Origin of the sequence: Alteromonas algae (genome assembly GCF_049117195.1) — a bacterium.
Lineage (GTDB): Bacteria > Pseudomonadota > Gammaproteobacteria > Enterobacterales > Alteromonadaceae > Alteromonas.
In genome coordinates, this window is record NZ_CP185260.1 from 3636968 (window position 1) to 3657793 (window position 20826).

The following is a 20826-nucleotide window of genomic DNA, read 5'->3' on the forward strand; positions in this document are numbered from 1 at the left end:
CTCCCTATAATTTAGCGCTAAGCTCTTTAATTGTATGGTTCAAGGTTTTGTCATTCATGCTGTAATCTACAGGGCAATCGATGACATGGACGCCAGGTGTTGATAAACAGCTTTCTATAATTGGCATCAAGACATCCGCGCTATCAACACGCCACCCATTGGCACCATAACTTTGCGCATATTTAACGAAGTCTGGATTACCGTAATCAAGACCAAACTCATCAAACGACATGTTGGCTTGTTTCCACTTTATCATGCCATAAGCGTCGTCTCGTAAAATCACGACAACGAGATCTAGCTTTAACCGTACAGCAGTCTCAATTTCTTGACTATTCATCATGAAGCCACCGTCGCCACACACACTTAGCACTGGTACATCGGGCTTCACGAGTTTTGCTGCAATAGCGGAAGGTAAACCAGCCCCCATAGTTGCCAGCGCATTATCAAGTAGCAAAGTATTCGGATGATAAGCTGGATAATTTCGAGCAAACCAGATTTTATATATACCGTTATCTAACGTAACGATACCGTCTTCAGGCATAACCTTGCGAATATCCCTCACAAAGCGTTCTGGAAGAATTGGGAATCGGTTATCGTCTTCAGCGTCAGCCCGATGAGCAACATAGGCATCATGCACATCTTTATAGAAATCGAGCATCCAATTATTTTGCGGTGTTATTCCTTCTTTTAGCTGCCAAATACTGTTTGCAATATCGCCGACTACTTCCAATTGAGGAAAGTAAACCGGGTCGACGGCAGCGGTTTCAAAGTTAACATGAATGACTTTTTTACCATCATGGTGCATAAAGAAAGGGGGTTTCTCAACGACGTCATGGCCCACATTGATGATAAGGTCAGCGCGCTCAATAGCACGGTGTACAAAATCACCGTCAGACAGTGCGGTATTGCCAGCAAAGCGCGGGTCGCTTTCATTCAATACGCCTTTTCCCATTTGGGTCGTGACATAAGGAATACCTGTTTTATCGACAAACTCGCGCAACATTTTTGCCGTAAGTTTACGGTTTGCGCCGGCGCCAATCATCAACAAAGGCGATGTGGCGCTCTCTATCATTTCAACCGCTGCAGAAATGGCTTTGTATTCTGCTATTGGTCTGCGTGACACACTTGGTGCGAGCAGAGGCTGTGAGGTATTTTCAGCGGCAATGTCTTCGGGTAGTTCGATATGAACTGCACCAGGTCGCTCTTCATGAGCAAGCCTAAAGGCTTCACGCAACGCAGAGGGTATACGGTCGCCGCTAACCACTTGGGTCGTGTACTTTGTGATGGGGCGCATCATATCGACAATATCGATAACCTGGAACCTGCCTTGCTTGCTGGTTTTTATCGGTTTTTGCCCGGTTATCATAAGCATGGGCATTGCGCCTAATTGGGCATATGCAGCAGGCGTCACCAGATTAGTTGCGCCGGGCCCGAGGGTGGAAAGGCAAACACCGACTTTTCCGGTAAGGCGGCCATAGGTGGCGGCCATAAACCCTGCGCCCTGTTCATGCCGAGTGAGCACTAATTTAATCGACGACGCGCGTAGCGATTCCAGTAAATCTAAGTTTTCTTCACCCGGAATGCCGAATACATATTCGACCCCTTCGGCTTCTAGCGCTTTTACAAATAAATCAGACGCTTTCATTAATCGCACACTCCTTTGACTTTCGTAAAGTGGTGGCGCGCTATCTCAAACACACCCTATGGTATTCCTACGCACTAAGTATAGATAACGATTAATGTTTTTTAATAGAGGGGAGCAATAATTTTGAGAAAAAAGACGTATGAATTAGTTAATCAAGTTCAGCTTCCCACTGTGCGAGCTTCGCTTGTGTTACAGCGTCTACCTTAGACTTATTATTACTTATCCACCAGCGTTCCATTAGACGAACGTTTTTCTGGTTGGCTTTATAAAAAATATCAATAATATCGCCAATGAAAGGAATAAAGCCTAAACCGAAATCTATGACTGAATTTTTGACCATCTGTGCGATAAGCGCTTTTGGCATACCGAGCGACTTACCCAACCAAACAATGCGAAGTGATACAAAAAGCATTAACGCGTCACCCGCTCCAGGAATGAGACCAACAAGTGAGTCGAGGCCAATTTTCACAGGAATAATGGGTAACTTTACCGCCGTATCAAGCAAGTTAGCCATTCTCTGCGCTTTGAGTAATGCTTTAGGTGCACCAACGTCCTTGTCCATAAAATCCTCGCTTATTTGTCTGAGCCCATCGCATGGGCTAATCCTGCGCGTACCGCGTTATCACTGCTTACAGTCCACCCGTGCAGGTTTTCCTGAACAAGTGAGAACAGCATTTCGATATGTTCTTCATCACTGTTCAGCGCATCGATATATTCGTACCGTTCGCCTCCAGCTTCCATGAAATATTCTCGGTTCTCTTCGCCAATTTCTTCTATTGTTTCAAGACAATCAGCAGAGAAACCAGGACACATCACTTGAATAGATCTAACGCCAGCCTGTGGTAAGCCCTTTAAGGTTTCATCGGTGTAAGGCTTTAACCACTCTTCTCGACCAAAACGTGACTGAAAAGTCGTCATGTAATCATCGTGTGCTAGCCCTAATTTTTCTGCAATAAGCCTCGATGTTTTATGGCACTCACAGTGGTAAGGGTCACCATTCATTAAATATCGCTTTGGAATACCATGATACGAAAATATAAGCTTGTCGGCTTTATCGTGCGTCTTCCAATGCGCTTTCACTTTATTCGCTAACGCCGTAATAAAGTCATCTCTATCGTTATAGTGATTGATGAAACGAAGTTCAGGTAACCATCTGCGTTTCATGAAGTCTTGTGCTATCGCATCAAATGTCGACCCCGTCGTCGACGCACTGTATTGCGGGTAGAGCGGCAGTACGACTAACTTGCGCACGCCATTCTCAAGCATTCTGTCCAATACACTTTTAATAGAAGGGTTACCATAGCGCATAGCAAAATCTACGACGACATCATCACCATAGGCCGCTTTACATTTTGCTTCTAGCGCTTTTGATTGGGCTTTGGTAATGCTGAGTAGTGGCGAGCCATCCTCTGTCCATACCGTTGCATAAGCCGCGGCAGAGCGTTTAGGCCTAATATTTAGAATAATAAGATTTAATATACACCACCAGATTGGCCTTGGAACTTCCACGACCCTAGGGTCAGATAAAAACTCTTTCAGATAAGGTCGCAATGCCCCCGCTGTCGGGCTATCTGGCGTTCCAAGGTTCGTCACTAACACGCCAATCTTATCGGCCTGTGCGTGGGTAAACCCTTTATTACTCTTAAACTTCATTTACGTTCTCTTAAGACATCGTTAATACAGATAGTATACTGAAAATGTCAGCATTATGATCTGTCGTAACGCAAAATTAGTGTCATCACACCAATTAGTTATACCCATAAAAAAAGGCGGAAGACCGCCTTTTTTAAACCATTGATGTGTGCCGTTACTACGGTTGGTAGTACGTTGCTGCACCAGGGCCAACTGGCATGCCAAGTAAAAACACCCAGACATAAAACAAAATAGTCCAACCCACAACGAATACCATTGAATATGGCAACATCATCGCTATTAACGTTCCCATCCCTAGGTCTTTCTTATAGCGTGCTGCCATAGCCAGGATAAGACCAAAATAACTCATCATTGGTGCGATAACATTCGTTACAGAATCTCCAATTCGATAAGCCGCTTGGATGACTTCAGGAGAGTAACCAATCAGCATTAACATCGGCACAAAAATCGGCGCTGTTACTGCCCATTGTGCAGATGCGCTACCAAGAGACAAATTAACGATGCCACACATAAGAATAAAGAGTATAAACACCGACGGGCCGTCTAAGCCTACTGCTTGCAGCAATGCCGCCCCTTTTACGGCAAGTACAGTACCTAAGTTTGTCCACTTAAAGAACGCCACGAACTGAGCAGCAAAAAATACCAGCGTGATGTACAGGCCCATTGCCCCCATACTTTTAGACATCGCATCTATCACGTCACGGTCACTTTTCATTGAGCCTGTGACTTTGCCGTACACAAAACCCGGCACGGCGAAGGTGATAAAAATAAAGGCAACGATACCTTTTAGAAACGGAGAGCCTGCCACGGCACCAGTTTCTGGATGACGCAAAATACCGTTTTCAGGCACAATCGTAATGGCCAATATAGCGCACACCACTACGAAGGATATGCCCGCCCAACGTAAACCTTTCTTTTCGATGTCTGTAGGTGCATCCATCGATTGTTTCCCAAGGTCGATTGATGCCTCTGATTCGTCGAACTTACCCAATCGAGGCTCAACGACTTTTTCAGTAACGATGGTACCCATTGTGGCAACAACGAATGTACTGATGAACATGAAATACCAGTTAACTTCTGGGCCTACAACATAATCAGGGTCGATCATATGCGCGGCAGCTTCGGTAATACCTGAAAGTAACGGGTCTACCGTTCCAAGCAATAAGTTTGCACTGTACCCAGCTGACACGCCCGCAAAAGCGGCAGCAAGACCGGCGAGTGGATGTCGACCTAAAGAATGGAAAATCATAGCGGCCAATGGAATGAGCACTACATAGCCGAGTTCCGACGCGGTGTTCGAAATAATACCTGCGAACACTACAGCAAAAGTAACCGCACGCTTTGATGCGTTCATAACCAGTGCGCGCATTGCCGCAGACAATAGGCCAGAATGCTCTGCTACAGACACACCTAGTAATGCAACGAGCACCGTACCTAATGGCGCAAAACCAGTAAAGTTTGTGACTAATCCAGTCACAATACGCTGCAGCCCTTCAGCACTCATGAGAGAAATAACTTCAATCATGCCGTCGGCATCTCTTCCTTTAGCCCCTTCAGGACGAGGGTCTGCAACGGCAATATCAAAATAACCGAGAATACCGCTGAGAATAACGATAAATAGTGAAAGTAACGCAAACAGCGTTACGGGGTGTGGAAGTAAATTACCAAGCCATTCTACTGTCGCGAGAAATCGAGAGAACAAACCACCCTGTCCGCCGTTTTCACTCGCAGACTGCTTTTTAGTATTTTCCGAAGCCAAAAAAAATCCCTCTGTCGTTTTACATTCTTTACTACTAAGCAGGTGGGAACACTACATAGTTAATCAGTAAAGACACGTCTTTTAGTTTTAATAATTATCAGCCGTAGTCTACCCGATTTGAGTGAACTTTGGCACTGTCCAACGCAAATCCATGGCAGCCAGCCGTAGCTTAGGTGTAAAAAATAGCAAAAAAAAACCAGCCCGGAGGCTGGTTTTTTTATTATCTAACGACTAATTACCTGTCGACTTATTCATGTAGCGGAAGAAATCGCTGTCAGGTGCAACCACCAGTACGTCTTGCTTGCTGCTAAAGCTTTTCTTATAGGCGTCCATACTACGAAGGAAGCTATAAAACTCTGGGCTTTGTGAATACACATCAGCATATATTTGAGCGGCTAGTGCATCACCTTCACCACGTAACTGTCGCGCATTACGCTCAGCATCAGCAAGCATTACCGTTACTTTTGCGTCAATGTTCGCGCGAATAACCTCAGCTTGCTCTTGACCTTCTGAACGGTGTTCTCTTGCTACCGCGGCGCGTTCTGCACGCATCCGTTGGAAAATAGAGTTACTGACTTCCGTTGGCAGGTTGATTTGCTTAACACGAACATCAACAATCTCAATACCTAGCTCGTCCGATGATGTAGAGGCTTGTTCCATGGCTTGATTCATCAATGCAGAGCGTTCGCCCGACACGATTTGTGCGATAGTGCGCGTACCAAATTCAGAACGTAAACCATTATTCACTTTCTGCTTCAATAACGCTTCAGCTTGAAGTTTATTACCGCCAGTCGATAGATAGTAGCGAGCGAAATCATCGATTTTCCATTTCACATAGGAATCAACGATTAAATCTTTTTTCTCGCTAGTCACGAAGCGGTCTGGTGTGCCGTCTAATGTTTGAATTCGTGCATCTATATGACGAACCGAATCAATAAATGGCAGTTTGTAATGCAAACCTGGCGTAAATACTTTCGTATCACCCGTTGCATCATCTCTTTGAATTTTACCAAATTGGATGACTATCGCTCGTTCGCCCTCTTTCACTACAAACAGTGAACCAGAAGCAAGAACGACCAATAAAACCAATATTGCAATGCCTAAATTTTTCATACTACCTATCTCCCCTCTCTCGCGCTACCGCCGCGTAAACCTGATGCAGTCGACGAGTTGCGATTACTCGCGCCTTCATCCACTACCGGACGCTGCAGACCTTCAAGGGTGCTTCTTGAACTTGGCTTCGATGAACCTTGTTGACGCTCCATGATTTTATCTAACGGTAGATACATCATGTTATTGCCGCCTTTACTATCGACAAGGATCTTGCTTGTGCTACTTAGCACTTCTTCCATCGTCTCCAAGTAAATACGTTCACGCGTTACTTCTGGTGCGCGGACATATTGAGGTAGCAACTCTTCAAAACGAGAGACTTCACCCTGTGCTTCAAGTGTTACTCGCTCTTTGTAAGCCTGCGCTTCTTCGTTCATACGATTAACCTGACCACGTGCGCGTGGCTCGATTTCACGTGCATATGCTTCGGCTTCTCGAATAAAGCGCTGTTCATCTTCCTGAGCCGATATCGCGTCATCAAACGCGTCTTTAACTTGCTCTGGTGGGCGAGCGTCTCTGAAGTTCATATCAATAATCGATACGCCCATGTTGTAGGGTTCGATAATAGATTGAAGCTCTTCCCATACGCGCTGACGGGTTAACTCACGACCATCCGTTAGTACGTCATCCATGGTTGAGTGGCCAACAACATAACGAATTGCGCTATCGAGCGACTGGCTTAAACTCATTTCAGGGTTTTCAACGGCGTAAATCCAGCGGAACGGATCAACAACACGAAATTGCATTTCCATCTGAACGCTAACGACATTCTCATCTTCAGTCAGCATTGAGCCTGATGAAGATTGGTCTCTAATCGACTGGACGTCTACCGGCATCACTGTATCGATGAACGTCGGTGCCCAGCGCAAGCCGGGTTCTACTTGCTCGTGATATTCGCCAAAACGTAACACGACACCACGCTCAGCTTCACGAATCGTGTAAAACCCGCTAATGAACCAAATAACTACGAGGAGACCAACTAAGATACCTGCACCAATACCGCCCAGGCTTTTGCCTGAACCACCATTGCCGCCGCCTGACTTGCCAAATTTGCCAAACAGGTTTTTAAATACATCATCTAAATCAGGTGGGCCTTGGTCTTTCCCACCGCGATTTTTCCACGGGTCGTTTTTATTTCCACCCGGCTCATTCCAAGCCATGCTGATACTCCATAATTTATAATATTGTTATTAAGTACATATGCGTCCCTTTATTTAGTGACGCACAACATATTCTGATAATCCGTGCTCTAGGCGCTTTTCTAACCTGTTCCAATCGGCCGTTTGCATTCTAACGTCAACTAACCAGTCGCCCTGGCTGTCGTATTCTTCGCTAGCAATACAGTTTAATTCGTATAACACTCCACGCAATTGACTCTGTGCGGGAGGAATGCGTAACGTATAATTCACCATGCTTTTAGCCAAGCATTCGGTAAGCGCTTGACCTAATAGTTCCGTACCTTGACCAGTTCGCGCAGACAACCACACCCTTGTTGGAATGCCGTCTTCGTTTCTCTCTATACGCGGCTCAACGTCTTCAAGTTTATCAATCTTATTACATATTAGTAATTGTTGAATGTCATCGGCGTCAATCTCTTCAAGTACCGCGTTTACTTCGTCCATCGTTTCACGGTAGTTAACGTCAGCAATGTCTACAACGTGCAGTAACAGATCCGCCTCTTGCGTCTCTTGTAACGTTGCTTTAAACGCGGCAACCAAATCGTGTGGTAAATGGCGAATGAACCCGACCGTGTCAGCCAGTATTGCAGGCCCTACATCCTGAAGCTCAATTTTTCGTAAGGTAGGATCCAACGTTGCAAATAGCTGATCGGCTGCGTAAACATGCGAATCCGTTATCGTATTGAAAAGGGTAGATTTACCCGCGTTCGTATATCCTACTAAGGACACCGTAGGAATCTCGGCACGCTTTCTCGAGCGCCGACCCTGCTCTCGCTGCTTTTGAACCTTCGCTAAGCGACGCAAAATGGCTTTAATGCGCCCTCGAAGCAAACGTCTATCCGTCTCTAACTGTGTTTCACCAGGCCCACGAAGACCAATCCCGCCTTTTTGGCGTTCAAGGTGAGTCCAGCCTCGAATGAGGCGTGTAGATATGTGACGCAGCTGCGCCAATTCTACTTGAAGTTTACCTTCGTGCGTTCTGGCTCGTTGCGCAAAAATGTCAAGGATAAGCCCGGTGCGATCTAACACACGACACTTACAAACCGCCTCAAGATTACGTTCTTGTGACGGCGACAGCGAGTGATTAAAAATCACTACATTCGCATCGTGCGCGTTGACAGCAGCGGCAATTTCTTCAACTTTGCCTGAACCAACAAAAAATTTAGCATGAGGCGCGCTTCTTGACGTGGTTAACACCTCGACAGCATCTACCCCTGCAGACGACACTAGTAGTTCTAATTCAGCGAGGTCTTCCTTACTATTTTCGTCGGTAAAATTAACATGAACAAGTACAGCCTGTTCACCGGCTTCATAACGGTCAAACAAGCGCGTTACCTTCTAATTTATTCAGCTTTAGTATTTTCAGAATCTCCTGTTGCGCTTGGCATTGTGATTGCGCGCGCGGGTACAACGGTTGAAATAGCGTGCTTATACACCATCTGGCTCACTGTATTTTTAAGTAAAATCACAAACTGATCGAAAGACTCAACTTGTCCCTGAAGTTTAATGCCATTCACCAGATAAATTGATACTGGAATACGCTCCTTGCGCAGTGCATTTAAAAATGGGTCTTGTAAAGATTGCCCTTTAGCCATTTGATATCCTTAGTTTTTATTATTAATGCTGCGCAATGCAGCTGCTGCACGTCTAATGTATATCACACTCAACACTTCAAAGTGTGACTTTTGCTGTAATTTTAGTCAAATTATCATTACAAAATGTGTCAAGCCATGTCACCTCGCTCCAACCTCTTAACCATGTCAGTTGTCGCTTAGCTAGTTGCCTTGTTGCGATGATGCCTCTTTCCCTCATTTCAGAGTACGAAAGCTGCCCATCTAAATATTGCCACATTTGTCGATAGCCCACCGAACGAATAGACGGTAAATCTTCATTTAGATCACCCCTTTCGAATAGATTTTTTACTTCGCTCTCAAAACCTTGCGCTAGCATGTTATCAAACCGTTGTTCGATACGTTTATGTAACGCGGCGCGGTCGTCAGGCGCTATCGCAAATTGCGTAATGCTGTAAGGGCATTCAAACCCTTTGACACCCTGCCAATGCGTGAGTGTTTTCCCAGTACTTCGATATACTTCGAGCGCTCTTGTTATTCGTTGTGGATCGTTAGGGTGAATTCTTTCACCACTCACGCGGTCTACACTTAGCAACTGTGCGTGTAACGCTTCCCAACCAATGGCTTTTGCCTCTGCGTTTATATCACGTCGGACATCTTCATCAGACTTAGGTAGTGCCGAAATTCCATTTATCAAGGCATTAAAGTACATCATTGTACCGCCGACCAAAACGGGCACCTTATTTTTAGCATGAATATCGCCAATAAGGGCTGTGGTATCCGTACAAAATTGCGCCACAGAATAGCTATCGGTTGGCTCAATAATATCAATAAGATGATGTGGAACCTTATTTAACTCTTCACGAGTCGGTTTTGCGGTTCCAATGTCCATTCCTTTGTAAACGAGTGCAGAATCGACACTAATTATCTCGCAGTCCGCTATATCAGATAACGCTAAAGCCAGTCCGGTCTTCCCAGAAGCCGTTGGGCCCATTATCGCTATTACTGGCTTTGCAGCTTCTGTGCCATTACCTATCATTTGTGCCCCAAAATTCAAACAAGGCGTCGATGGGGCGCACTCTAGCAAATTGCTCTACATATTCCCATTGTTTACCTTCAGATTGCTGATCCAACCAGTGCCAAATGTGTGAAGACAGGTTCTCGTCTACATCACAACGGGAGAAAGCGAGGGTAGTTAACACACTGTCATCTTCATTGTCCGTTTCAAGTAACAGCTTTTCAAACCACTTTACCCATGGCAGATGACGAGTTCCGGCAGGGACTTGCTGCAAACGGATTTTCCCCGCTACTTTGTTTATGACAAAGTGATGTTCTGTGAGCTTTGCAATACGCTTATCAGACACATTATCAATTGCAATCGCCACTGGCATCAACAACGGTTGCGCATTCTCTGCATTTAACAGTAGGCTGTTCAACCATGATCCCGCAAGTTTTGACGCACAAAGTAGAAAAATATTTTCATCTTTTTTATACAGCCTCAGTGATGAAGACAGATTAAAAAAAGATGATTCAATATCGTTGGCTCGATTTTTATCGTTATCTGTGTCTGCTTTTGGCGTCATCAATTCGGTAAAAGAGGCGTTGTAAGCACCGCCTGGAGTTGACCTCTGGGTGTGATAAGCGCCTGTCGAGGAGCGAGCAGAATGACCCGGTGATGTTGATGTCAGCGGTTGCGTTAGCGGCCTAATATAATCGTGCGTAGCGGGTGAAGCGTCAAAAACACCATACGAACCTGCTTGCTCTGGGTTAGCATTGTGACCTTCACTCGATGCTGCGGTAATATCACTTAACGCATCGCATACGGTTTTACAAATAAAGTCATGCACCAATCGGCTCTGCTGAAAACGTACTTCATGCTTTGCTGGGTGCACGTTAACATCCACATCTTTAGGGTTTATCGTTAAATAAACAACAAACGCAGGCTGCTCCACGACGCCCCATACGCTTTCATAGGCCTGCCGAATAGCATGCATAATTAACTTATCTCGCATGCCTCGGCCATTTACAAAACTAAATTGGCAGTCGTTACTGCTGCGAAGCATCACCTCATTACCTAACCAAGCATCAATTGTTATGCCGTCGTAGAGAGTATTGACATGAATGGCATTATCGATAAATTTTTGCCCTAATACGCCAGATATTCTCCCATTCATCGAACCGTTTTTATCCGCTATAAAACGTTTTACTATTTTGTCGTTATGCTTCAAGACAAATGAGGTTTTAGGGTGGCTCAATGCAATGCGCTTGATAACCTCTTCAATGTGTTGAAATTCAGTCTTTTCTGTCCTTAGAAACTTTCGCCGTGCGGGGGTGTTGTAAAATAAATCGGCAACGTCGATGGTCGTGCCTATCGGATGCGCTGCGGGCTTAACGCTCACGGCCATTTCTCGCCCTTCACAATAAGCCTGCCATGCCTCTTTTTGATCTTGAGTCCGTGATGTTAACGTTAGGCGACTTACAGAGCTGATACTTGCTAATGCTTCTCCTCGAAACCCAAGTGACAGTATTTGCTCTAAGTCATTTAGGGTCGTTATTTTACTGGTTGCGTGGCGACTTAATGCAAGAGTAAGCTCATCTTTGGCAATACCACTGCCGTCGTCTTTGATTCGAATTCGTTTGTGGCCGCCTTTCTCAATATCAACCTCGATGCGAGTTGCCCCGGCATCTAAGCTATTCTCAACAAGCTCTTTGACAACAGACGCGGGGCGTTCAACCACTTCACCGGCGGCGATTTGGTTAGCTAATTGAGGGGATAAAAGTTGTATAGGCAATGGGTAACCCTGCTAGATAGTTATTTTATCGAAGGTGGGCTGGTTATAGACTAGGAATAGTCAGTACTTGCCCGATTCGAACGATGTCGTTGTTAAGATTATTAGCTGCTTTAATGCTACTTACTTTTACGTTGTAGCGTTGTGCAAGTATGGATAACGATTCGCCGCTTCGTACTTTATGTGTGCGATTTTTCGCTTTCTCAGATGCCCACAATGTACCATCGGGTGGCACCTGTTTAAAATAGCGTTTAGCGGCGTTGAACATCGCCTTTGCCAAACGCTCTCGATACTTAGTCCAATTAAGATTTTTTTCTTCTTGAGGGTTTGAGATAAACCCAACCTCAACCAAAATAGACGGAATGTCGGGCGAGGTTAATACTGCTAGACTCGCCGCTTGAGGCGCCTTTTTATGCAGTTTTGTTACGCCTTTTAACTCTTGAATAACTTTGTTTCCTAAGTCATGACTGGTCGCCATACTGTGGTCCATTGACAGACCAAGGATCGTTTCCGCTAAATACCGCTCACTGGATTTGTCACTTATGACTTCTGCTGCCCCACCAAGAAGCTCAGAATGGCGTTCTGTTCTTTCCATCCAGCGACCTAATTCGGTATCGGCTCTTCGCATCGACAATACCCACACCGAGCCACCTCGCGGTTCGGGTTGTGTGAAGGCATCAGCATGAATAGAGATAAGTAAATCGGCTTTTTGTTGACGTGCAAGTTCGGGACGCTTGTTGGGCGAAATATAATAGTCACCGCTACGCGTCATAAACGCTTTCATACCGCGCTCGGCATTCACCATGGCTTCAAGTTTTTTAGCAATACTTAACGTAATATGTTTCTCATACGTGCCGGCAGGGCCTATCGAACCTGGGTCATTCCCACCATGTCCGGCATCGATAGCAACAATAATATCCCTATCTCTTGTGGTCGTGGTTTCGTCCATCACCACACTGGCTGGTGCGCTCGCCGGCGCACTGTCAGCTAAATCAATCACCAATCGGTGCCCAAAAGGCGCCGAGGGCGTCATAGCAAAAAGTGTTGGTTCAGCTTTACGATTAAGTTCGATGACGATACGTGCAGACTGTTTATTTTGGGGGGTCGAGTAGCGAATCTTTTTAATCAAATCACCGCTATTCTCAATATTGGATAGGTTTAAGCTGTTGTCTGTTGCCGCAACATCAATAACAAGTCTTTCAGGCTTTTTAAGGCTAAAGTACGTAAAATCAGGCGCGCTACGCATGTCTAATACAACACGCGTATTGTCGGGTGAGGGCCAAATCCTCACGCTTTCTAGTTTATTTTGTGCTGCTGACACGGTGTGTATAGCGAAACACAAAAAAAACATCAAAATTACTTTGCGCACCATAATCCGCCTATCGTAGGGCCTTATTTATTACCTGCATGCAGGCTTATTATCATTACATTGCATAAACAGCTTACTACAGTCGCTTACACTGTTGTAGTAGTCTCGCACCTTTTGCACTTCTAGCATTAACCGTAAATGTTCGCCCAGATGGGGTAATCGCAATATCAATTACTATATCTGGGGCAGCTAATAACTCTCCACCTTTCTCTGACCACTCAATGAGGGCAATGGTATTATCTCCGAAATAATCCCTTATCCCCATAAACTCAAGCTCTTCTGGATCAGCTAAACGATATAAATCAAAATGATAGATAGAGACATCTTTTAATTCATAAGGTTCCACCAGTGTATAGGTTGGGCTTTTTACGCTGCCTTGATGACCGAACGATTGAATAAAAAAACGACTGAATGTTGTTTTTCCTGCCCCAAGGTCGCCATCGAGATAAATAACAGCGTTGGACGATTCAGCCGTTTTTACGGCTTGCGCCAAATCTTGGGCAAACAAAGCCGTATCGCTTGGTTGCGCAGCAAAAAATGAGGCCTGCGGGTATGACATGTATTGTATTCCACCATCGAAGTTAAATAAAAAACGGCGTTATATGCTGCTAAAGGCTACTGATTTATCAGCGCTCTCACCGCATCAAACAAATCGCTGGCTATCATACCACGCTGGCCATAGGTCTGGGCAATATCGTCTCCCGCCTTCGCATGCAGCGTAACGCCGTATTTCGCTGCAATATCAACGGTCACACCTTGTGCTAGCAACGCACCTAGGATGCCACTGAGTACGTCACCGCTACCGGCTGTTGCCATACCTGGATTGCCATGACGACACACCCATGTTTTACGTTCGTTATCTATGAGCGTGCCTGCGCCTTTCAATACGCATACCGCGTGATAGCGCTGCGCGCACTGACGCGCATAGTTGAAGCGATCGCCTTCCACATCATCGATAGAGACCCCCAGTAATCTCGCTGCTTCACCCGCATGTGGCGTGAGAATACTATTCTCTATCGTAAACGCCGTAGATTGCTTACACAGTAAGTTAAGTGCATCGGCATCAATGACCATGGGTTTATTATGCTGTTGGCAATACTTCATCGTCAGCTGAAAGGTTTCCTCGGCCCAATCATCCTGCCCTAAGCCCGGGCCAATTACCACGCAGGTTGCCCAGTCGAGTGCGGCCGCTAAATCGCTATCAGACACCATAAGTTCAGGCCTACCTGCACTGACTTGCACAACCGAACTAGTATGCGTAAATACCCTAACCATTCCGGCTCCGCTTCTCAGCGCGGCCTCACCAGCCAGCCTTATTGCCCCAGCCGTTCCTCGATTTCCTCCTACGCAAAGTAGTCGACCGTAGGTGCCTTTGTGACTGTGAATGTCTCGCGGCCCCATGCCTTTGAAATGTTCGATGTTCAGCATGGTCGCGCACGCGCGTGCCAACGATTGAAATGCTTTGCCAATACCTAAGTCGGCATATACTAGCTTGCCGCATGATTGCTTACCCGCGCCCGTGACTAACCCAGGCTTAATGCCAACGAATGTTACCGTTACATCTGCCTGCACACAGCGCCCCAAGCTTTGCCCGGTATTAGCATCAAGTCCTGAGGGGACATCAACACTAACAATAGGCGTTGTTGATGCATTAATAGCATCAATAACCTGGGCAAATTCATTTCGTATATAACTATTGATTCCGGTGCCTAAAAGCGCGTCAATCACAACGTCTGCTTTTTCAAGTAAGGCACTATCGAACGCACTAATCTTTCCACCTAAATCGAGCCATCGAGATTGCGCAGTACCCGCATCGCCCTCTAAGGTACGCTCTGGCTGCACCGCACACACATAGACTTTTTTACCTGCTAACTTTGCATTTATCGCTGCAACGTAGCCATCGCCCGCGTTATTCCCTTGACCAACAACGATTAAATACACATCGGAATTAGGGAGGCGCTCTTGGCATTGCTCAAAAATAATGTCTCCTGCTCGCTGCATCAGTGTAAACATGTCACAACCTGACAGCTCAGCGGCTTTAGCTTCGTTTTCTCTTACTTGGTCGGCTCTGAAAAGTTTGTATGATAAACTTGAGGTGAGTTGAGTATCTAGCATAAGCGCATGTCCACAATAAATTCTATCGACTTAGTTGAATTAACAAACAATATCAAGGCTTGGGGTTATTCGCTAGGCTTTCAGCAAGTTGGTATCAGCGATATTGATCTGCATCAGCATGAGGCCCACCTTCAAGCCTGGCTGGAAAACGGGTTTAACGGTGATATGCACTACATGGAAAGCCATGGCATGAAGCGTGCTCGCCCTGCTGAGTTAGTACCTGGAACATTGCGGGTAATCAGCGTACGCATGAACTATCTTCCCCCCGATGCATCTTTTGCTCAACATCTTTCAACACCGGATATTGGGTATGTTAGCCGGTATGCACTTGGCAGAGACTATCACAAGGTAATTCGAAAGCGCCTTAAGCAATTGGGTGAAAAAATCACTCAAGCACTGAGTACGACATCATACCGCCCATTTGTAGATTCTGCGCCAGTATTAGAACATGCCATAGCAGAAAAAGCGGGGATTGGCTGGACGGGCAAACACAGCCTTACTATCAATAAAGAAGCCGGGTCTTGGTTTTTTTTAGGCGAACTTTTCATAAATTTACCCCTTCCCGTTGATGCTCCTGTTGAAGAAGGATGCGGGAGCTGTACCGCATGTCTTACTATTTGCCCTACAAATGCTATCGTCGCCCCATATACCGTAGACGCGAGACGGTGTATTTCTTACCTGACCATTGAGTCTGATGAAGATATTCCCGAACCGTTACGCCCGTTAATGGGCAATAGAATTTACGGCTGCGACGACTGCCAGCTCATCTGCCCGTGGAATCGCTATGCAGATATTACTGAAGAAGAAGACTTCCACGCTAGAGAGAATCTTCATGGTCAATCGTTGGTTACCCTATTTTCATGGTCAGAAGCCACATTTTTGCGAAACACCGAAGGCTCGCCAATACGCAGAATAGGCTACGTAAAATGGTTGAGAAATATAGCGGTAGCAATGGGAAATGCTCCCTATGACGTCAGCATAGTAGCCGCACTTAACCTTCAGCATGGGAAGGTTAACGAACAAGTTGATCGTCATATTGAATGGGCACTGACACAACAACAAAAAGCAAGCACTGACACCCCTTCTGCAAGCAGAAAACAGGAACGGTTTATACGTGCAATTGAAAAAGGGTTACCGAGGGATGCTTAAGATGCAGGAGAGCGAGAATTATCGCCTTTCGCTAATGTTGGGCTGGGTTTAATCACTTTAAGCTGCGTTGTATCAGTCGTTTTCTCTCGTTCTAACGATTTATGCAGTTGAGCCTTGTGTTCACTGGCGCTATTGAGCTTGTTATTGTAATAGCGGAACTGATTAGCAGCGATAGCAATAAATACTATCAATGCCGCAATGAAAGCATATTGCCCTTTTTTCTTCACCCGAAAGAACCTTTGCATAGTGAGCATATCGTGTCATTAAAAATGCGCCCTTCACATAAATATGCAGGGCGCTCGCTAACCATCTTACTTGTGATATGGCGTGCTCAATTTATGCACCGCATTAACGAATACACCTGCATTTTCAGGCGGTACATCCAAATGAATGCCATGACCTAGATTAAATACATGGCCGGTGCCGTTGCCATAACCCTCTAAAATAGTACCGACTTCCTGTTCAATGCGCTCAGGTGAGGCATACAGCATTGACGGGTCCATATTGCCTTGTAATGCCACCTTATCGCCAATGCGTTTTCTTGCTTCAGCAATATCAATAGTCCAATCAAGTCCAACAGCGTCACACCCTGTTGCCGCGATAGACTCGAGCCACATGCCGCCATTTTTAGTAAACAAGGTCACAGGTACTTTGCGACCGTCACTCTCGCGTGTCAGGCCGTCCACTATTCGCGCCATATATTGCAACGAAAAATCTTTGTAATCACGTGGCGATAACACACCGCCCCATGTATCAAAAATCATAACCGACTGTGCGCCGGCAGCAATTTGGGCATTGAGGTACTCGGTCACTGAATCGGCCAGTTTTTCAAGCAATGCATGCAATATTGCCGGCTCAGCAAAAGCCATTTTTTTAATTTTAGTAAACGCCTTACTTGAGCCACCTTCGATCATGTAGGTCGCAAGCGTCCATGGGCTTCCAGAGAAACCAATTAATGGCACATCGCCTTTTAGCTCTCTTCGAATAGTACGAACTGCGTTCATCACATACTGAAGTTCGCCTTCAGGATCAGGAAGCCCTATCTTATCCACATCGGCTTTGCAGGTAATGGGATTTTTGAAACGAGGGCCTTCTCCCGTTTCAAAATAAAGCCCAAGGCCCATCGCATCAGGGATAGTGAGTATGTCTGAAAAAAGAATTGCGGCGTCTAGAGGAAAGCGGCGTAATGGCTGTAGCGTCACTTCACACGCTAGTTCGGCGTTTTTACACAATGACATGAAGTCGCCGGCCTCGGCTCGCGTAGCTTTATATTCAGGAAGATAACGACCTGCTTGTCGCATCATCCATACAGGTGTCATATCAACCGGCTGTTTAAGTAAAGCACGTAAATAACGATCGTTCTTCAACGCGGGTTTGTTAACACTCTCATTATGTTGCGACATATATACACTCACCTAAATACGAAAAATTAATCGCGCGAATTATATCAGTATTCATTTAATAGTGGGTGAAAAAGCTGAGCAATAATTACGACGTACGATATAACGCAGAATTTTATAGATGAGCGTCACTTGTAAATAATTTAAAAAAGAGGTTGCAGTCAAAAAATGGGTTTGCTATTACTATATACCGTAATAAGAAGAAGCCCGATAACGGGACCGTGCTAAAAAAATTGAGACCCTGCCTTGGCAGGGTTTTTTATTTGTCGCCAATAAGAGACACGGTTCGCGCAATAAGTTGCCCAGCAATAGACACTTTAGGCGGTATAGTAGGAAGTGCGTCAATATCGAACCACTGCGCATCATCTATCTCGTTTTCTTGGCAACGAATTTCACCACCATCATATTGCGCAATAAACCCTACCATCAAAGAATGTGGGAAGGGCCAAGGTTGGCTGTCTACATATTCAATATTTTTGACTTTAACGCCTACTTCTTCGAAAACCTCTCGATGAACCGCTTCTTCTAGACTCTCACCACTTTCTACGAAACCGGCAAGCGTTGAATACATGTTAGCTTCTTTGTGCCTCACACCGCGGGCAAGCAAAATACGCTCGTGGTCGTGAATGGCAACAATGATACAGGGTGATACCCGCGGATAACTGCGATGGTTGCAGGTGTGACAATGTACTGCCATTTCCCAATTGATGCGTTCGGTAGGCGATCCGCACTGACCGCAGTAGCGGTGGGTACGCAAAAAGTGAACATATTGCCACGCCCTGCCTATTACCGTAAATGCCATGTCTTGCTGGGAAAATAATAAATTCCGCAACGGAATGGCTTCGAACTCTTCGTGTTCAACAATTTCTGCGCCTAGGTCAACAATAAACGTAGGAAGTGAGGCTAGCAACGAATCGCCCAATGGCGGCAACTCGTAAATATCGTCTTTATATTCCTCTAAAAATGGGAAGGCCGTAAAGTTGTCTTGCGGAACACGTGTTTCGCCAACTTTCACGATGACACGGCTCTTACTAAATATCACCCACGTACCAAGAGTACGAACTACGTGGTCCTCATTACGCTTTATCATCATATGTCTATACTCCCCAAACGGTCTATGTGATAGGTTAACATATATAAAAAGTAACAAGTGCGCGTTATTTGTGTCATGTTACGTCGATGTTATACTGTAATTTCGCATACCAGCGCGATGAGCCGCTAAGGATATTAAATGTTACAGCAAGTAGAAAAAAGCGCAGCCAAATGGGGCGGTAAAAGTAAAGCTGTAGACAATTGGTTGTTAGAAAGACAAGACCTGATAAAAGCCTATTGCAATTTAGCAGGCTTAAATGACCAAGGTGAATCGTTGCCGGAAGCAAATTTGATCACGACATTTTGTGAAATCTTAGTGGATTATCTTTCTGCTGGTCATTTTGAAGTGTTTGATATGCTTGTCGGGAACAACACACAAGCACAACAACTTCGCGAAAACTTAGAATCAGCGTTGGTAAAAACGACCGATGAGGCGTTGCTTTTTAACGACACGTTCGTTGATTCAGTTACTACAGAACAAGCAGCTAAGTTTGACAATGCTCTGGCTTTACTGGGTGAAACATTGGAAGAACGTTTTGCACTAGAAGACAGATTGATTGCATGTATGCACGAACATGCATAGCGCTCGAGCCTGCTGAAGGACAACAACGGTTACTTTAAATGAATAATGCTACGTTACTACACAAGGCTCGCGAGTACTGTGAAAAAAGAGGGGCACGGTTTACCCCACTCAGAGAAAAAGTATACGACATTCTGATTGAGAAGCATGGCCCAATGGGCGCTTACGAGCTTTTGGATGCGTTAAAAGAAACCGAGTCAGGGGCAAAACCCGCCACTGTCTATCGCGCGCTAGATTTTCTTCTAGATTTTGGTTTAATTCATCGACTAGAGTCTACCAATGCATTCGTTGCATGTTATCATTTCGGCTGTCACCACCCTGTCCAGTTTTTAATATGTGATAGCTGTGGAGACGTGGCTGAAATTCAGTCAGAAGGGCTAAAAGATACATTAAATAGCCAAGCAGAAGCACACGGATTTCGCGTGCTAAAACAAACAATAGAAGCACATGGACTTTGCGCTGATTGTCAACAAACGGAAGATACATCTATCAAGGAGCACTCACATGAATGCTGAATTCGTAAACCCGTTTATTTCAGGGCTGTTGAACGTTTTAGAGACCATGGCACAAACAAAATTGACGCCAGGCAAACCCAAACGCAAGCAAAGTGATATTGCAAAAGGCGACGTATCGGGCTTAATTGGTATGGTTGGTCCGGATGTACGTGGGTCGATGTCTATTACTTTCGATGAATCACTTGCGCTGACTATCATGGAAAGAATGGTAGGCGAACGGCCTGAGAAGCTAGATGCCGAAGTGGCCGACATGGTTGGCGAAGTAACCAATATGATTTGTGGCAACGCGAAGCGCGATTTGGCCGAGCGAGGATTCGAATTTGGTATGGCGACACCTATTGTCGTATCAGGCCACCAACACTCTATTAGCCATCAAGTCGACGGTGCCAAAATAATACTTCCGTTCATGTGTGATGAGGGGCTTGCGCACTTGGAAATTTGCTTTGACAAATAGTGTGTGGCAGTCAGAAACCATTGTACTTCCCTCTTATTCTCGCGGTTTCCACATCATTACCGACAAAGTTATCGAAGCAATGCCGATGCTCAACAGCATTGAGGTAGGCTTGCTTCATTTATGGCTTCAGCACACAAGTGCAAGCCTAACTGTTAATGAAAATGCCGACCCTTCTGTGCGCCAAGATATGGAGTCATACTTAAATAATCACGTCAAAGAAGACACGCCCTATTTTATACATACCTATGAAGGCAGTGACGATATGCCCGCGCATATCAAGTCAAGTATGCTAGGATGTCAAATATCTTTGCCAATTCAGCAAGGGAAGCTTGCACTTGGCACGTGGCAAGGTATCATACTCGGTGAACACCGAAATAACGGTGGTCGACGTAAAATCATTGCCACATTACAAGGGACCGTTTCTTAGCCCATATAAAAAATGGCATT

The 20826-nt window shown here is 45.4% G+C and carries 21 protein-coding genes; 5 read left to right on the plus strand and 16 right to left on the minus strand.

Features of this window, described 5'->3' with window-relative positions:
- Window positions 1–4 precede the first annotated feature (4 nt).
- From ACOJRU_RS16135 to ACOJRU_RS16195, 13 genes are all read right to left on the minus strand, one after another.
- Entirely contained in the window at window positions 5–1645 is a 1641-nt protein-coding gene (locus ACOJRU_RS16135; protein WP_421132740.1) for an acetolactate synthase large subunit, read from the minus strand.
- 148 nt (window positions 1646–1793) lie between these two features.
- Window positions 1794–2207 carry a DUF4112 domain-containing protein gene (locus ACOJRU_RS16140; protein WP_421132741.1) on the minus strand — a complete coding sequence of 138 codons (414 nt, stop codon included), beginning with the start codon at window positions 2205–2207 and terminating at the stop codon, window positions 1794–1796.
- Window positions 2208–2218: 11 nt separating this feature from the next.
- Entirely contained in the window at window positions 2219–3298 is a 1080-nt protein-coding gene (gene hemH / locus ACOJRU_RS16145; RefSeq protein WP_421132742.1) for a ferrochelatase, read from the minus strand.
- Between the two features lie 157 nt (window positions 3299–3455).
- Window positions 3456–5057: an AbgT family transporter gene (locus ACOJRU_RS16150; RefSeq protein WP_421132743.1), complete on the minus strand. Its 1602-nt coding sequence runs from the start codon at window positions 5055–5057 to the stop codon at window positions 3456–3458.
- A 231-nt stretch (window positions 5058–5288) separates the two neighbouring features.
- On the minus strand, window positions 5289–6170 hold the full coding sequence (gene hflC / locus ACOJRU_RS16155; RefSeq protein WP_421132744.1) for a protease modulator HflC: 882 nt from the start codon (window positions 6168–6170) through the stop codon (window positions 5289–5291).
- Window positions 6171–6175: 5 nt separating this feature from the next.
- The gene (gene hflK / locus ACOJRU_RS16160; protein WP_421132745.1) at window positions 6176–7327 is read right to left on the minus strand and encodes an FtsH protease activity modulator HflK; all 1152 of its coding nucleotides are present in this window, start codon (window positions 7325–7327) and stop codon (window positions 6176–6178) included.
- Between the two features lie 54 nt (window positions 7328–7381).
- The gene (hflX, locus tag ACOJRU_RS16165; RefSeq protein ID WP_421132746.1) at window positions 7382–8671 is read right to left on the minus strand and encodes a ribosome rescue GTPase HflX; all 1290 of its coding nucleotides are present in this window, start codon (window positions 8669–8671) and stop codon (window positions 7382–7384) included.
- A gap of 17 nt (window positions 8672–8688) precedes the next feature.
- A complete protein-coding gene (gene hfq, locus ACOJRU_RS16170) occupies window positions 8689–8940 on the minus strand; it encodes an RNA chaperone Hfq (protein WP_421132747.1) in 252 nt (83 codons plus the stop codon).
- 76 nt (window positions 8941–9016) lie between these two features.
- Window positions 9017–9955 carry a tRNA (adenosine(37)-N6)-dimethylallyltransferase MiaA gene (gene miaA / locus ACOJRU_RS16175; protein ID WP_421132748.1) on the minus strand — a complete coding sequence of 313 codons (939 nt, stop codon included), beginning with the start codon at window positions 9953–9955 and terminating at the stop codon, window positions 9017–9019.
- Window positions 9945–11708, minus strand: coding sequence for a DNA mismatch repair endonuclease MutL (gene mutL, locus ACOJRU_RS16180; RefSeq protein ID WP_421132749.1), 1764 nt, complete (start codon window positions 11706–11708; stop codon window positions 9945–9947). The genes miaA and mutL overlap by 11 nt, the downstream gene beginning before the upstream one ends.
- Window positions 11709–11751: 43 nt before the next feature.
- Complete coding sequence (locus ACOJRU_RS16185; RefSeq protein ID WP_421132750.1) at window positions 11752–13077, minus strand: N-acetylmuramoyl-L-alanine amidase; 1326 nt, start codon at window positions 13075–13077, stop codon at window positions 11752–11754.
- A gap of 73 nt (window positions 13078–13150) precedes the next feature.
- Window positions 13151–13633, minus strand: a complete 483-nt coding sequence (gene tsaE, locus ACOJRU_RS16190; protein WP_421132751.1) for a tRNA (adenosine(37)-N6)-threonylcarbamoyltransferase complex ATPase subunit type 1 TsaE — start codon at window positions 13631–13633, stop codon at window positions 13151–13153.
- A gap of 56 nt (window positions 13634–13689) precedes the next feature.
- Window positions 13690–15189: an NAD(P)H-hydrate dehydratase gene (locus tag ACOJRU_RS16195; protein ID WP_421132752.1), complete on the minus strand. Its 1500-nt coding sequence runs from the start codon at window positions 15187–15189 to the stop codon at window positions 13690–13692.
- Between the two features lie 6 nt (window positions 15190–15195).
- Between ACOJRU_RS16195 and queG the strand changes: the two genes are divergently transcribed.
- The gene (gene queG, locus ACOJRU_RS16200) at window positions 15196–16338 is read left to right on the plus strand and encodes a tRNA epoxyqueuosine(34) reductase QueG (RefSeq protein WP_421132753.1); all 1143 of its coding nucleotides are present in this window, start codon (window positions 15196–15198) and stop codon (window positions 16336–16338) included.
- Here the strand turns inward: queG and ACOJRU_RS16205 are convergent.
- The 3 genes from ACOJRU_RS16205 to nudC all read right to left on the minus strand — a co-directional run bounded on the left by ACOJRU_RS16205 (window position 16335) and on the right by nudC (window position 18831).
- On the minus strand, window positions 16335–16565 hold the full coding sequence (locus ACOJRU_RS16205) for a hypothetical protein (RefSeq protein ID WP_421132754.1): 231 nt from the start codon (window positions 16563–16565) through the stop codon (window positions 16335–16337). The genes queG and ACOJRU_RS16205 overlap by 4 nt on opposite strands.
- 84 nt (window positions 16566–16649) lie before the next feature.
- Window positions 16650–17741 (minus strand): uroporphyrinogen decarboxylase, encoded by a 1092-nt coding sequence (hemE, locus tag ACOJRU_RS16210; protein ID WP_421132755.1) that lies wholly within the window; start codon window positions 17739–17741, stop codon window positions 16650–16652.
- Between the two features lie 256 nt (window positions 17742–17997).
- Complete coding sequence (gene nudC / locus ACOJRU_RS16215; RefSeq protein WP_421132756.1) at window positions 17998–18831, minus strand: NAD(+) diphosphatase; 834 nt, start codon at window positions 18829–18831, stop codon at window positions 17998–18000.
- Window positions 18832–18969: 138 nt separating this feature from the next.
- On the opposite strand from nudC, the gene rsd reads away from it, so the two are divergent.
- The 4 genes from rsd to ACOJRU_RS16235 are packed head-to-tail and all read left to right on the plus strand — an operon-like array spanning window position 18970 to window position 20806.
- Entirely contained in the window at window positions 18970–19413 is a 444-nt protein-coding gene (gene rsd / locus ACOJRU_RS16220; RefSeq protein WP_421132757.1) for a sigma D regulator, read from the plus strand.
- Window positions 19414–19451: 38 nt separating this feature from the next.
- Window positions 19452–19925: a transcriptional repressor gene (locus ACOJRU_RS16225; protein ID WP_421132758.1), complete on the plus strand. Its 474-nt coding sequence runs from the start codon at window positions 19452–19454 to the stop codon at window positions 19923–19925.
- Entirely contained in the window at window positions 19915–20379 is a 465-nt protein-coding gene (locus ACOJRU_RS16230; protein WP_421132759.1) for a chemotaxis protein CheX, read from the plus strand. The genes ACOJRU_RS16225 and ACOJRU_RS16230 overlap by 11 nt, the downstream gene beginning before the upstream one ends.
- Entirely contained in the window at window positions 20369–20806 is a 438-nt protein-coding gene (locus ACOJRU_RS16235; protein ID WP_421132760.1) for a secondary thiamine-phosphate synthase enzyme YjbQ, read from the plus strand. Before ACOJRU_RS16230 ends, ACOJRU_RS16235 begins: the two co-directional genes overlap by 11 nt.
- The last annotated feature ends 20 nt before the right edge of the window (window positions 20807–20826 follow it).

Coding starts and splice junctions, on each gene's coding strand:
- ACOJRU_RS16185 (WP_421132750.1), bottom strand. CDS start 13,077: ATGGTGCGCAAAGTAATTTTGATGTTTTTTTTGTGTTTCGCTATACAC.
- hemE (WP_421132755.1), bottom strand. CDS start 17,741: ATGTCGCAACATAATGAGAGTGTTAACAAACCCGCGTTGAAGAACGAT.
- hemH (WP_421132742.1), bottom strand. CDS start 3,298: ATGAAGTTTAAGAGTAATAAAGGGTTTACCCACGCACAGGCCGATAAG.
- ACOJRU_RS16135 (WP_421132740.1), bottom strand. CDS start 1,645: ATGAAAGCGTCTGATTTATTTGTAAAAGCGCTAGAAGCCGAAGGGGTC.
- queG (WP_421132753.1), top strand. CDS start 15,196: ATGTCCACAATAAATTCTATCGACTTAGTTGAATTAACAAACAATATC.
- ACOJRU_RS16140 (WP_421132741.1), bottom strand. CDS start 2,207: ATGGACAAGGACGTTGGTGCACCTAAAGCATTACTCAAAGCGCAGAGA.
- ACOJRU_RS16225 (WP_421132758.1), top strand. CDS start 19,452: ATGAATAATGCTACGTTACTACACAAGGCTCGCGAGTACTGTGAAAAA.
- hflK (WP_421132745.1), bottom strand. CDS start 7,327: ATGGCTTGGAATGAGCCGGGTGGAAATAAAAACGACCCGTGGAAAAAT.
- rsd (WP_421132757.1), top strand. CDS start 18,970: ATGTTACAGCAAGTAGAAAAAAGCGCAGCCAAATGGGGCGGTAAAAGT.
- ACOJRU_RS16230 (WP_421132759.1), top strand. CDS start 19,915: ATGAATGCTGAATTCGTAAACCCGTTTATTTCAGGGCTGTTGAACGTT.
- miaA (WP_421132748.1), bottom strand. CDS start 9,955: ATGATAGGTAATGGCACAGAAGCTGCAAAGCCAGTAATAGCGATAATG.
- nudC (WP_421132756.1), bottom strand. CDS start 18,831: ATGATGATAAAGCGTAATGAGGACCACGTAGTTCGTACTCTTGGTACG.
- hflC (WP_421132744.1), bottom strand. CDS start 6,170: ATGAAAAATTTAGGCATTGCAATATTGGTTTTATTGGTCGTTCTTGCT.
- ACOJRU_RS16195 (WP_421132752.1), bottom strand. CDS start 15,189: ATGCTAGATACTCAACTCACCTCAAGTTTATCATACAAACTTTTCAGA.
- hfq (WP_421132747.1), bottom strand. CDS start 8,940: ATGGCTAAAGGGCAATCTTTACAAGACCCATTTTTAAATGCACTGCGC.
- tsaE (WP_421132751.1), bottom strand. CDS start 13,633: ATGTCATACCCGCAGGCCTCATTTTTTGCTGCGCAACCAAGCGATACG.